Below are 12,776 nucleotides of genomic sequence, written 5' to 3' on the forward strand. Positions count from 1 at the left end.
TCACGCGAAGACGCGGAGACGCGGAGGGGTTGCGTGCGGGGCGTGGTAGCGCGTCAGCGCAATGACGGCGTCAAGCTGTCCGGATGTTGAGCCGCTGGCGCGGCCCGGGACCATGCCGCGCGCGCCACTCTCCGCGTCTCCGCGCCTCCGCGTGAACCCAAACCCCTTCGCGTCTTCGCGTCTTCGCGCGAACAGAATCATTGCAACTTTCGCACATACGATGTAACGTCACGTTACAATCGCGCGTGAGCCTCACTCCCGCCTTCCTCGACGAATTGCGCGCGCGTACCTCGCTGTCGGCGCTGTTGGGCAAGACGGTGAAGCTGACCCGCGCCGGGCGCGAGATGAAGGGCTGCTGCCCCTTCCATAACGAGAAGACGCCCAGCTTCTACGTCAACGACGACAAGGGCTTCTATCATTGTTTCGGCTGTTCGGCGCACGGCGATGCGATCCGCTGGCTGACCGATCATCAGGGCCTGCCCTTCATGGATGCGGTGAAGGAACTCGCCGCCGCCGCCGGGATGGAGGTGCCCGCGCAGGACCGCCACGCCGCGAAGCGCGCCGAAAAGGCGAAGTCGCTCCACGACGTGATGCACGCCGCGGCCGATTTCTTCGTCCAGCAACTGGGCGCGATCGACGGCGCGGAGGCACGTGCTCTCCTCGATCGCCGCGGCGTGACGCCCGCGAGCGCCAAGGCGTTCGGCATCGGCTACGCCCCCGATTCGCGCACCCGGCTACGCGCCGCGCTGAAGGATTTTGGCGACGCCATGCTGATCGAGGCGGGGTTGCTGATCCAGGTCGAGGGCAAGGAACCCTATGACCGGTTCCGCGGCCGCCTGATGATCCCGATCCGCGATCCGCGCGGGCGCGTGATCGCGTTCGGCGGGCGGATCATCGGAGAGGGCGAGCCGAAATACCTCAACTCCCCCGACACCCCGCTCTTCGACAAGGGGCGCACGCTCTACAACCTCGACCGCGCCGCGCCGGCCGCGCGCAAGGCGGACCGGCTGTTCGTGGTCGAGGGCTATATGGACGCGATCGCGCTGGCGCAGGGCGGCGTCGGAGAGGCGGTCGCGCCGCTCGGCACCGCGCTGACCGAGGCGCAGCTGGAGCGACTGTGGCGTGTCGTCGATGTGCCGGTCGTCTGCCTCGATGGCGACACCGCGGGACAGAAGGCCGCGATCCGCGCCGCGCATCGTGCGCTGCCGATGCTGGCACCCGGGCGCAGCCTCGCCTTCGTCACGCTGCCGGACGGGCAGGATCCCGACGACCTGATGCGCGCCAAGGGCGCCGCCGCGTTCGAGGCGCTGGTGCGCGAGGCCGAGCCGCTGGTCGACCGGCTGTGGAAGCATGAACTCGCCGCCGAACCGCTCAACACGCCCGAGCAGCGCGCCGGCCTCAAGCGGCGCCTGTCGGAACTGGCGCAGTCGATCGCCGATCCGTCGGTGAAGGGCGAATATCAGGCCGAGTTCCGCCACCGCTTCGACGAACAGTTCGCGCGCAACCGCCCCGGCAACAATTTCCAGCAGCGCCAGCCCTTCTACCCGATGGCGCAGCGCCGCCCGGGACAGAAATGGACGCCCCCTCCCCCGCCGGTCACGGAGGATGCCAAGAAGGTGCGTGCCGCCGGCGGGATCGATCGCGTGCTGGCCAAGGCGGTGCTCGCCGGACTGATCCGGCACCCGGCGGAGATCGCGCGCCATATGGAGGTGCTGGGCAGCCTGAAGCTGGCCGACGGCGCGCTCGGCCGCCTGTTCGAGGCGGTGGTGGACGTGGCGCTGGAGGACCGGCGCGACGGCACGCTTGATAGCGGGCGGCTCGTCACCATATTGGCGCGGTCCGGTTTCGATACGGTCGCGCACGATCTTTTGAGAGCCGATACGATGCCCTATTCGTTCACGCGCGCCGATGGCGACATGACGCAGGCCCGTGCGGACCTCGACGAGGCGATCGCGATTCTGGTCACCCGGCCGGAGGTGGATGCGGCATTGGCGGAGGCCACCTCCGCGATGCAGTCGCGCTTCACCGACGAGGCGTTCGAACGACAGGTGGCATTGGTGAATGAACAGCGGGCGCTGGACGAGCGTCTTGCAAATCTCGTGCAGGCGAACGAAGACGCCCGCGCGCTTGGACCCGAGGACGATTGATGGCGAAGATGAACGGTGGCGTGGCTGAGGATGGCGCGGAAGTGGCCGATGCCCCGCTGATCGACCTGAACGACGCGAACGTCAAGAAGTTGATCGCGCGCGCCAAGAAGCGCGGGTACATCACCTACGACCAGCTCAACGAGGCGCTGCCGCAGGACCAGATGTCCTCCGACCAGCTTGAGGACATCATGTCCGCGCTCAACGAGATGGGCGTCAACATCGTCGAGAACGAGGAAGCGGGCGAGGACGGCGAGACCGAGGAGCGCGCCGACGACGAGGATACGGAATCCTCCGATACCGAGGCCGACGGCTCCGCCCCCGTCGTTGAGAAGAAGAAGGAGACGGTCGATCGCACCGACGATCCCGTCCGCATGTACCTGCGCGAGATGGGGGCCGTGGAGCTGCTGTCGCGCGAGGGCGAGATCGCGATCGCCAAGCGGATCGAGGCCGGGCGCGACACGATGATCCTGGGGCTGTGCGAAAGCCCGATCACGTTCAACGCGATCATCGACTGGTCCACCGCGCTCAACGAAGGCACGATGCAGCTGCGCGAGATCGTCGATCTCGACGCGATGCTGTCCAAGGGTCCGTCGGCCGAGCAGGTCGAGGGCGCCGAGGACGACAATGGCGAGATCAGCGCATCCAACGCCGGTCCGCAGTTCAAGGAGGAGGACGAGCCGGAGGAGGTGTCGGCCGACGACGAGGACGACATGACCGAGCGTCGTGCGCCGCGCCCGTCCGACGACGAGGAGGAGGACAATACCCTCAGCCTCGCGCAGATGGAGGAGACGCTCAAGCCGCAGGCGCTGGAGAAGTTCGCCAACATTACCGCCATCTACCGCAAATTCTCCAAGATGCAGGAGAGTCGGCTGTTCGCGATGACGTCCGGCGACGGGCTGTCCGCGGCGGAGGAGCGCAAGTATCAGAAGCTGCGCGAGGATCTGACCGCGGAGGTGGAGAGCGTCCAGTTCCACCAGACCAAGATCGAATATCTCGTCGACCAGCTCTACAGCTACAATCGCCGGTTGACTGCGCTGGGCGGGCAGATGCTGCGGCTGGCGGAGCGGCACAAGGTGAACCGCAAGGATTTCCTCGACCGCTATATGGGTCACGAACTGGACGAGGGTTTCCTGTCCTCGGTCGCCGGACTGGACAAGAAGTGGGCCGCGTTTGCGACCAACGAGGTCGCTGCGGTCGATCGCATCCGCACCGAGATCAGCGAGATCTCGCAGCAGACCGGCATGGCGCTGAGCGAGTTCCGCCGCATCGTCAATATGGTGCAAAAGGCCGAGCGCGAGGCGCGCATCGCCAAGAAGGAGATGGTCGAGGCCAACCTGCGCCTCGTCATCTCGATCGCCAAGAAGTACACCAACCGTGGCTTGCAGTTCCTGGACCTGATCCAGGAGGGCAACATCGGCCTGATGAAGGCGGTGGACAAGTTCGAGTACCGCCGCGGCTACAAGTTCTCGACCTATGCCACCTGGTGGATCCGGCAGGCGATCACGCGCTCGATCGCCGATCAGGCGCGCACCATCCGCATCCCGGTCCATATGATCGAGACGATCAACAAGCTGGTCCGCACCAGCCGCCAATTCCTCCACGAGCAGGGCCGCGAGCCGACGCCGGAGGAAATGGCCGAGCGCCTGTCCATGCCTTTGGAAAAGGTGCGGAAGGTGATGAAGATCGCCAAGGAGCCGATCTCGCTCGAAACGCCGATCGGCGACGAGGAGGATTCGCATCTGGGTGACTTCATCGAGGACAAGAATGCGGTGATCCCGGTCGATGCCGCGATCCAGGCGAACCTGAAGGAGACCGTCACCCGCGTGCTCGCCTCACTCACCCCGCGCGAGGAGCGCGTGCTGCGCATGCGCTTCGGCATCGGGATGAACACCGACCACACGCTGGAGGAAGTCGGGCAGCAGTTCAGCGTGACCCGCGAGCGCATCCGCCAGATCGAGGCCAAGGCGCTGCGCAAGCTGAAGCACCCCAGCCGCAGCCGCAAGATGCGGTCGTTCCTGGATCAGTAAGGCCCTGCGCCGTAGCGTCACCCCGGCTCAAGGGGTGACGCACCCTGCGACGGCCAATGCCGGATTGTAAAAAATTCCGACATAAACTTCCCATTTACGTCGCCTTGCTATCGCTGGCGCCACGGGATGCGGGGGTCGCTTTCCGGTTCTCGCAAGCTTGGCGATCGGGAGGCGCGACGATGGCGACGATAGTGGGTAACGTCGGGCTGAAGCCGGTCGGTGCGGCGGCCACGATCCTGGCGCTGGTCGCCGCGGACGGCACCGCCGCCTCGCCACATGCGAGCGGCCTCGCGACCGCCACCGCGACGCTGCGCGACCTGACCGATGCGGTCCACGCCTTGTCGGTCGTCCATGGCGCCTTTCCCGGCATCGTCGATCAGGCGATGGCCGGCACCAGCGACAGCGCGGCGCGCGACTGGCTGACGTCTGCCGCCACGGCGATGACGGCGGAACGCGCGATGCTGATCCGCCTCGCCTCCGCGGTCGGCCCCCTCCCCTCCACGCCCAATCAGGCGGCATCGCAGGCGGCGATCCTGGGGCAGCGCAACACGCTGGAGATGCTGGCGCGGTCCGACCGTAACGGCTGCGCCACCGGCACCGCGCTCGCCTTCGTGCTCGACTGGTCGGCGGTGCGGCGCGTGCTGGACACCACCAGCGATCGCGTCGGCCTGCCCGTGGCGGTCGATTTCTCCACCACCGCGCTCGCCGCGCAGGCCTTCGTCGAGGCGGTCGCCGCCACCCCGCCGGTCGAGCGCGCGATGGCGTTCGGCGCGCAGCAGATGCTGGCCCAGCACCGCGGGCTGTGGCACCTGCTCGCCGCGCGTGCCGAGGCACGCGCGCACCTGTAACCCGCCGCTTGCGCTGCGGCGATCCCTCACGCTACACCATACCCGTTATTCGAGACGACGACGGGAAGAGGCTATGCAGCGGTTCGAGGGCACGCAGAATTATGTCGCGACCGATGACCTGAAGGTCGCGGTCAATGCCGCGGTGACGCTGCGCCGCCCGCTGCTGGTCAAGGGCGAGCCCGGCACCGGCAAGACCGTGCTCGCCTATGAGATCGCCAAGGCGGTCGGCACCGACCTGATCGAGTGGAACGTCAAGTCCACCACCAAGGCGCAGCAGGGCCTGTACGAATATGACGCGGTCGCGCGCCTGCGCGACGGCCAGTTGGGCGACGAGCGCGTCCACGACATCGCCAACTATATCCGCAAGGGCAAGTTGTGGGAGGCGTTCCAGCGCGACAAGCCCGCCGTGCTGCTGATCGATGAGATCGACAAGGCCGATATCGAATTCCCCAACGACCTGTTGCAGGAACTCGATCGCATGGAATTCCACGTCTATGAGACGAAGGAAACGGTGCGCGCGGTCGAACGCCCGATCGTCGTCATCACCTCGAACAACGAGAAGGAGCTGCCCGACGCTTTCCTGCGCCGCTGCTTCTTCCACTATATCAAGTTCCCGGACCGCGAGACGATGCAGTCGATCGTCGACGTCCATTTCCCCCGCATCCAGAAGATGCTCGTCTCCAAGGCGATGGACATCTTCTACGACGTGCGTGAGGTGCCCGGGCTCAAAAAGAAGCCGTCGACCAGCGAGCTGCTCGACTGGCTCAAGCTGCTGCTGCACGAAGACATGCCGCTCGACGTGCTCCAGAACCGTGACCCGACGAAGGCGATCCCGCCGCTCCACGGCGCGCTGCTGAAGAACGAGCAGGATGTCATGCTGTTCGAGCGGCTGGCCTTCATGGCCAAGCGGCAGGCGAACAAGGGCTGACACCGCCTCCGCGCACGAGCGCGAACAACATTGTTCATCCGGCGTTAACCACGCTACACGGGTATCCGTGCGGCGTGAGGTGACGTATGATCGAAAGCGGTTCGCTGACTCCCGGCGTCGACGTGAACCGCTTTGCACTGCCCGCCCACACCGCCTTGCGCGTCGAGATGCCGGCGCTCGCGCTACGCGGCCTGGTCGCCAATTATCATGTCTTCGATTCGGAGCGCGACCATCATGACGGGGTGCAGCCATGGCTGCTGCCGTCGTGGCCCGCGCTCCGCTTCATCCTGGCACCCGATCCCATCGCGCTGACGATCGGCCCGCGCCGCTACGATCCGATGCCGCTGGCCGCGCTCTACGGCACCGCCAGCCGCGCGATGCGGATGACGACGCACGGCGGCGTGACCGTCGGCATCGACCTCACCCCACTCGGCTGGGCGCGGCTGTTCGACCTGCGCGCCGACCTCTACCGCGACAGCGTCGTCCCGCTCGACACCGTGCTGCCGCCGGGATGGGTCCAGCGCACGATGCAGCGGCTGCGCGACAGCAACCGGAGCACCGACGTCAAGCCGATCCTGGACGACATGCTGCTGGCGATCGCCGCGCCCGCGACGCCGGACGATGCCGCGATCGTCGCCCTGCAACGGCTGATCGCGGACGATGCGACACGCGACTTGGGCGCCGCCTCGGCTCAATTGGGCATGACGCCGGCGGCGCTGCGGCGGCTGTCGACGCGCTATTTCGGGTTCCCGCCCAAGACGTTGCTGATCCGCACGCGCTTCCTGCGCTCGCTCTCGCGTATGATGCACGCGGGCGACGCCGCGGATTATCGCGCCATCGCGCCGACCTATTTCGACGCGTCGCACTTCCTGCGCGATGCCGATCGCGTGCTGGGCACCACGCCGCGACGGTTCCTGCGGCAGGATCACCGCTTCCTGCTCGCCGTCATGCGCGCCATGGCGGAGGTGCGCCGCGCCGATCGCGCGCTGACCGCCGGCGCACGCGCCGCTCCATCGCGCGACATCGGCACCCCGGCGTGATCGCGCACCATCTTTCCAACATGGGTTAACCAAGCGGCAACGCTTTCGCTTTAGCGTTCGCGGCATCAACGCCATGTCGCTCCTCCGTCGCCCCCTCGCGATCATCGCCTCCGCACTGCTGCTGGCCGGTGCGCACGCCGCCGATGCCGCCTCCGCGCCGTCGCTGCTCGACTATGTCGGCCAGTGCGTTCCCTTCGCGCGCGAGGCGTCGGGTATCCAGATCTATGGCGACGCCTGGACGTGGTGGGATCAGGCGGAGGGCCGCTACCGCCGCGGGCACCGCCCGCGCGTCGGCGCGGTGATCGTCTTCTCGCGCAGCGGGCAGCTGAAGCTGGGCCATGTCGCCGTGGTCAGCCGCATCGTCGAGAAACGCGTGGTGATGCTCACTCACGCCAATTGGTCGCGGCTCGACGGCGCGCGCGGTCACGCCGAGCAGGACGTGACGCTCCACGACGTCTCGCCCGCCAACGACTGGAGCCAGGTCAAGGTCTGGTATCGCGACCGCGACGGACTGGGCAGCAGCGTCTATCCGGTCGAGGGCTTCATCTATGGCGACGGCCATGCCGCGCGCGAGCTGAGCGGCGACCGGCCCGACGATGTCGGCGCGCTGATCGACGCCTATGTGCCGGAGGCCGCGCTCGCGACGCGGTGAACCAACCGCGTCTTCGATAGCAACTCGACACGGGGGCCGGGTGCAGGCATCATGCCCCCATGTTCCTGGCTTTTCTCGACGAGCTGCGCTCCGCCGGCATCCCCGCCAGCATGAAGGAGCATCTGATCCTGCTGGAAGCGTTGCAGGCCGATGTGATCGACCGCTCGCCGGAGGATTTCTATTTCCTCAGCCGCGCGGTGTACGTGAAGGACGAAGGGCTGCTCGACAAGTTCGACCAGGTCTTCGCCAAGGTGTTCAAGGGGCTGGAAACCAGCTTCGCGCAGGAAGGCGCGGAGATCCCCGAGGACTGGCTGAAGGCGATCGCGGAAAAGTATCTCACGCCCGAGGAGATGGAGGCGATCAAGTCGCTCGGCTCCTGGGAAGAGATCATGGACACGCTCAAGAAGCGGCTGGAGGAGCAGCAGAAGCGTCATCAGGGCGGCAACAAATGGGTCGGCACCGGCGGCACCAGCCCCTATGGCAATTCCGGCTACAATCCCGAAGGCGTGCGGATCGGCGGCGAATCGAAGGAGAAGCGCGCGATCAAGGTGTGGGACCAGCGCGAGTTCCGCAATCTGGATAGCACGCGCGAGCTGGGCACGCGCAACATCAAGATCGCGCTGCGCCGCCTGCGCAAGTTCGCGCGCGAGGGCGCGGCGGACGAGCTGGATATCGACGCCACGATCGACGGCACCGCACGGCAGGGCTGGCTCGACGTCCATATGCGCGCGGAGCGGCGCAATGCGGTCAAGCTGCTGCTGTTCCTCGACGTCGGCGGATCGATGGACCCGTTCATCAAGCTGGTGGAGGAATTGTTCTCCGCCGCGACCGCGGAGTTCAAGAACCTCGAATTCTTCTACTTCCACAATTGCCCGTATGAGGGCGTGTGGAAGGACAACAAGCGCCGCTTCCAGGAGCGCACGCCGCTATGGGACGTGCTCCACAAATACGGGCACGATTACAAGCTGGTGTTCGTCGGCGATGCATCGATGAGCCCGTATGAGATCACCCATCCCGGCGGCTCGGTCGAACATTTCAACGAGGAAGCCGGTGCGGTGTGGATGCAGCGGCTGACCAATACCTATCCGGCCGCGGTATGGCTCAACCCCGTGGCGCAGACGCAATGGGGCTATTCGCAGTCGGTGAAGATCATCCGCGAGCTGATGACCGACCGCATGTACCCGCTGACGCTGGCGGGGCTGGACGATGCGATGCGGGAACTGACGCGCAAGCGCTGACCCGCGCCGCCGCGCCTCAATCCCGCGCGCGCCAGATCCGCACCGTCGTCGACGGCGCCACCCCGCCCTGATGACCGGGACAGCGCGCGTAGCGGAAGCGCTTGTCTAGGCACAGCCACACCTCGTCCAGCCAGCCCTGCCGCGTGGTCGTGATCCGCATCATGTCCGCGCCCAGCCCCGGGTTGGCGCGCGCGATCGCCTCGGCCAGCCGCCCGGCGGTCGTCGGCATGCGCGACAGCGCCTCCATGTCCGGATAGCGCAGCCGCGCGAACATGCCCGTCGACTGCGCGAAATAGCGTTGCGGGGTATAGCCCGCCATGCACGTCCCGTGCTTGGCCCATTCGTGCTGGAGGAGTTGCGGCGAGGGCGTCGCGCACATGTTGCGACGGATCACCTGCCGCGGCAGGATCGGGGTGGCGCGGCAATATTGCGGCCATTCCTTGCCATAGCCGTCCGGCCACAGTCCGTGCAGCACGAAACCGAAGCGGTTGCCGCTGCCGCACTGGAACTGCGCCACCGGCTGACGGCCGCGCGTGCGGCAATATTCCGGGCTCCAGCTGATCGCGAGCGTGTAGCTGCCGATCGGCAGCCGCCGCGCTGGCTGGCGCTCGTTCGGCAGGTCCGGGCGGGGCAGCGGCACCCGGCCGGGCACGGTGCATGACAGCGCCTGCGCCACCGCGGTGCCGGGCAACACCATCGCCGCCAGCCCGAGCGCGACGCCATATCGAACGATGGATGCCACTCGCGTTGTCGGTCGCGGCGTTACTGGTCGTCGCGTCACTGTCTCTTCCCGTCGCTGCTCACGCTCTTCCCCTGCGCGCGCAACGACATGGACGCAAGTCCGCCCGCTCACACTTCGGCGAAATCGAGACCGATGTCGGATGCCGGCGCCGATTGCGTGATCCGCCCGACGCTGACGAAGGTCACCCCCGTCTCCGCAATGCCGCGGATCGTGTCCAGCGTGACGCCGCCCGACGCCTCGGTCGGCACGCGCCCGGCCACCAGCGCCACCGCTTCACGCAACACCGCGGGCGGCATATTGTCCAGCAGCAGATGCGTCGCCCCCGCCGCGATCGCGGGCGCGATCTGATCGACGCGGTCGACCTCCACGATGATGTCCGCGATCCCGGCCGCCTTGGCGAGCGCGGCGGCCGGCCCGACCCCGCCTGCGACCGCGACGTGATTGTCCTTGATCATCGCCGCGTCCCACAATCCCATCCGGTGATTGCGCGCGCCGCCGGTACGGGTGGCATATTTCTCCAGCCGCCGCAGCCCCGGGATCGTCTTGCGCGTGTCGAGCAATGTCGCGCCCGTTCCCTCGATCCGGTCGACATAGCGGCGCGTCAGCGTCGCGATCCCCGACAGATGCTGCACGGTATTGAGCGCGGATCGCTCCGCGGTCAGCAACGCGCGTGCATTGCCCGTCACCCGCATCAGATCGCTGCCGGGGGCCACGCGATCGCCGTCGCGGGCGATCGGCTCGATCACCGCCTGCGCGTCCAGCGCGCGGAAGAACGCCGCCGCGATCTCCAGCCCACACACGGTGACCGCGTCGCGACTGTCCATCACCGCGGTGAAGCGCGCGTCCGCCGGAATCACCGCGGCGGAGGTGACGTCGCCGCTTTCCCCCAGATCCTCCGCCAGCGTCGCGGCGACGAAGGCGCCGAGGTCGAACCCGTCGAGCCGGAACGTCACGGCAGCACCTCGCCCGCCTCGACGCCCCACAGGCGATCGGTCTGGACGAACCCCGACTGGCCATGGACGTCGAAATGGCACCACCCGTTGGCGCACTGGCCGACGCGCCCGACCACCCCGGGCTGCGCACGATAGGCGATATGCGGACCGCCAGGCCGATCGCGCATCTCGGCCGGCTCGGTCCCCTGCACGATCGCGGTGCGCGCGTTGCTGACCATATTGCCCAGCATCCAGCCCTGCGTCCCGCTGGGATCCTCGATCTTGCGCCATTCCTTGAACGTGTCGACCACCCGCACCGGCAGCCCCGCACGGACATAGAGCCAGCTGGCGGGGAAGGTGCGGCCCGGCCCGGTCCGCATCCGCGCGCGTGCGGGGGCGAGCGAGGCGTAGTACGGCGGCTTGCGCTCCTCCGGCGCGGCCTCCGCGGGCAGCGGCGCCACCACCGCCGCCATGATCGCCCAGACCGCCACCCGCCGCATCGCCACCTTCTCCCCGTCGCCCGTCAACCTGTCCCATGGTCCTCTAGCGTCCCGATCGGCACGGCATCAACCGTTGACGCACCCGTCCGCCTGCGCCAATCCGCTGGCCATGGCCGACACGCGACGCTCCGCCCACCCCAAGGTGATCGTCACGCGCGAACTGCCGGACGTCGTCATGCGCCGGCTGGAGGAGCTGTTCGACACGCGGCTGCACACCGACGACCGCCCGATGACGCGCGACGCGCTGGCGGCGGCGATGGCGGATTGCGACGTGCTGGTCCCCGCGGTCACCGACACGATCGACGCCGCGCTGATCGCGGATGCGGGAGAGCGGCTGCGCCTGATCGCCAATTTCGGCGCCGGCGTGAACCATATCGACCTGAAGGCGGCGCGCACGCGCGGTATCATCGTCACCAACACGCCCGGCGTGCTGACCGAGGATACCGCCGATATGACGATGGCGCTGATCCTCTCCGTCCCCCGCCGTCTGGCGGAGGGGGAGAAGCTGGTCCGCTCGGGCGAGTGGAAGGGATGGAGCCCGGGCGGCATGCTGGGCTATCGCATCGGCGGCAAGGCGCTGGGGATCGTCGGCATGGGGCGCATCGGGCAGGCCGTCGCCCGCCGCGCGCGCGCCTTCGGCCTGTCGATCCATTACCACAATCGCCATCGCCTGCCCAAGGTGGCGGAGGCGGAGTTCGGCGCGCAATGGCACCCGAACCTGGACGAGATGCTGGGCGCGATCGACATATTGACGATCCACACGCCGCTCAACGCCGACAGCCGCGACCTGCTCGACGCGCGTCGCATCGCGTTGCTGCGCGACCATGTCTTCGTCATCAACGCCAGCCGCGGCGGCATCCTGGACGAGGATGCTTTGGTCACCGCGCTGGAGCAGGGGCGGCTGGCCGGCGCCGGGCTCGACGTCTGGCGGCACGAGCCGGAGATCGACCCGCGGCTGCTGGCGCTGCCCAATGTCGTGATGACCCCGCACATGGGGTCCGCCACCTATGAAGGCCGCGTGGCGTCGGGCGAGCGCGTCATCGCCAACATCCGCATGTGGGCGGACGGCCATCGGCCGCCCGACCAGGTGCTGGAGGGCTGGGCCTGACCCCTCACCCGCCGGTGGAACGCCGCCGGACGCGATCCGCCGTCGCCAGGATCAGCGCCGCGATCATCCGCCCGCTGTAGCGCAGGCACAATTCCTGATGGATCGCCGCCGCCTGGCCACGGGCGCGGATCGCGCACACCGCCTCCTCGCGCGCGCGTCGGGCGTGATAATCGGCTTCGTGATCGTGGAGCATCGCAACGGCCTTCTTTGTCGGGGCTGTCCGAATGACGACCCCGTGGTGCCGGGCGATGTCCCGTGCGTTGCAACGCGGAGATGTTTGTCGCGGCCGCCGCACCGGCGCCGCGCCCGTCGAATCCAGCCAACCCACGGGAAAGCGTGACGAAACATGTCTCTTCGGAACCCGTCATGTTGCGCTGCATTAACGCTGCAGCCATCACATAGAGGAATCGTCCCATGAAGAAGATCGCTTTGTCCGCGCTGCTCGTCGCCTCCGCGGTGTCGATGTCGGCCTGTTCCACGCTGCGCGGCGCGGCGATCGGCGGCGCGGGCGGTGCCGGTGTCGCGGCGGCGACCGGCGGAAGCATCGAAAAGGGCGCGGCGGTCGGTGGTGTCGGCGGTGCGGTGGTCGGCACCGTCGTCGACTGATCCAACGC

Annotated in this window: 13 protein-coding genes; 9 read left to right on the top strand and 4 right to left on the bottom strand. The window is 67.7% G+C overall.

From position 1 onward, the window contains the following. Positions 1–245 precede the first annotated feature (245 nt). From dnaG to PGN14_RS13090, 7 genes are all read left to right on the top strand, one after another. Entirely contained in the window at positions 246–2,147 is a 1,902-nt protein-coding gene (gene dnaG / locus PGN14_RS13060) for a DNA primase (RefSeq protein WP_335299960.1), read from the top strand. Continuing rightward, positions 2,147–4,174: an RNA polymerase sigma factor RpoD gene (gene rpoD, locus PGN14_RS13065; protein WP_335299961.1), complete on the top strand. Its 2,028-nt coding sequence runs from the start codon at positions 2,147–2,149 to the stop codon at positions 4,172–4,174. Before dnaG ends, rpoD begins: the two co-directional genes overlap by 1 nt. Positions 4,175–4,353: 179 nt before the next feature. Further along, positions 4,354–5,022, top strand: coding sequence for a DUF6975 family protein (locus tag PGN14_RS13070; protein WP_335299962.1), 669 nt, complete (start codon positions 4,354–4,356; stop codon positions 5,020–5,022). A gap of 73 nt (positions 5,023–5,095) precedes the next feature. After that, positions 5,096–5,950, top strand: a complete 855-nt coding sequence (locus tag PGN14_RS13075; protein WP_335299964.1) for an AAA family ATPase — start codon at positions 5,096–5,098, stop codon at positions 5,948–5,950. Positions 5,951–6,036: 86 nt separating this feature from the next. Next, positions 6,037–6,990 (top strand): AraC family transcriptional regulator, encoded by a 954-nt coding sequence (locus PGN14_RS13080; protein WP_335299965.1) that lies wholly within the window; start codon positions 6,037–6,039, stop codon positions 6,988–6,990. Positions 6,991–7,063: 73 nt separating this feature from the next. Further along, the gene (locus PGN14_RS13085; RefSeq protein WP_335299966.1) at positions 7,064–7,642 is read left to right on the top strand and encodes a CHAP domain-containing protein; all 579 of its coding nucleotides are present in this window, start codon (positions 7,064–7,066) and stop codon (positions 7,640–7,642) included. Between the two features lie 59 nt (positions 7,643–7,701). Beyond that, positions 7,702–8,880: a vWA domain-containing protein gene (locus PGN14_RS13090; RefSeq protein ID WP_335299967.1), complete on the top strand. Its 1,179-nt coding sequence runs from the start codon at positions 7,702–7,704 to the stop codon at positions 8,878–8,880. 16 nt (positions 8,881–8,896) lie between these two features. Here PGN14_RS13090 and PGN14_RS13095 read toward each other — a convergent pair whose 3' ends face one another. From PGN14_RS13095 to PGN14_RS13105, 3 genes are all read right to left on the bottom strand, one after another. Beyond that, entirely contained in the window at positions 8,897–9,577 is a 681-nt protein-coding gene (locus PGN14_RS13095; protein WP_335300098.1) for a ribonuclease T2, read from the bottom strand. Positions 9,578–9,729: 152 nt separating this feature from the next. Then, entirely contained in the window at positions 9,730–10,575 is an 846-nt protein-coding gene (gene nadC, locus PGN14_RS13100) for a carboxylating nicotinate-nucleotide diphosphorylase (RefSeq protein WP_335299968.1), read from the bottom strand. After that, entirely contained in the window at positions 10,572–11,081 is a 510-nt protein-coding gene (locus PGN14_RS13105) for an SH3 domain-containing protein (protein ID WP_335299969.1), read from the bottom strand. The genes nadC and PGN14_RS13105 overlap by 4 nt, the downstream gene beginning before the upstream one ends. Positions 11,082–11,163: 82 nt before the next feature. Here PGN14_RS13105 and PGN14_RS13110 point away from each other — a divergent pair, with 82 nt between their 5' ends. Next, positions 11,164–12,162: a 2-hydroxyacid dehydrogenase gene (locus PGN14_RS13110; protein WP_335300099.1), complete on the top strand. Its 999-nt coding sequence runs from the start codon at positions 11,164–11,166 to the stop codon at positions 12,160–12,162. A gap of 4 nt (positions 12,163–12,166) precedes the next feature. Here PGN14_RS13110 and PGN14_RS13115 read toward each other — a convergent pair whose 3' ends face one another. After that, positions 12,167–12,355: a hypothetical protein gene (locus PGN14_RS13115; RefSeq protein WP_335299971.1), complete on the bottom strand. Its 189-nt coding sequence runs from the start codon at positions 12,353–12,355 to the stop codon at positions 12,167–12,169. Between the two features lie 221 nt (positions 12,356–12,576). Between PGN14_RS13115 and PGN14_RS13120 the strand changes: the two genes are divergently transcribed. Further along, entirely contained in the window at positions 12,577–12,768 is a 192-nt protein-coding gene (locus tag PGN14_RS13120; RefSeq protein WP_335299972.1) for a hypothetical protein, read from the top strand. Positions 12,769–12,776: the final 8 nt, after the last annotated feature.

It is taken from the genome of Sphingomonas adhaesiva, assembly GCF_036946305.1.
Lineage (GTDB): Bacteria > Pseudomonadota > Alphaproteobacteria > Sphingomonadales > Sphingomonadaceae > Sphingomonas > Sphingomonas adhaesiva_B.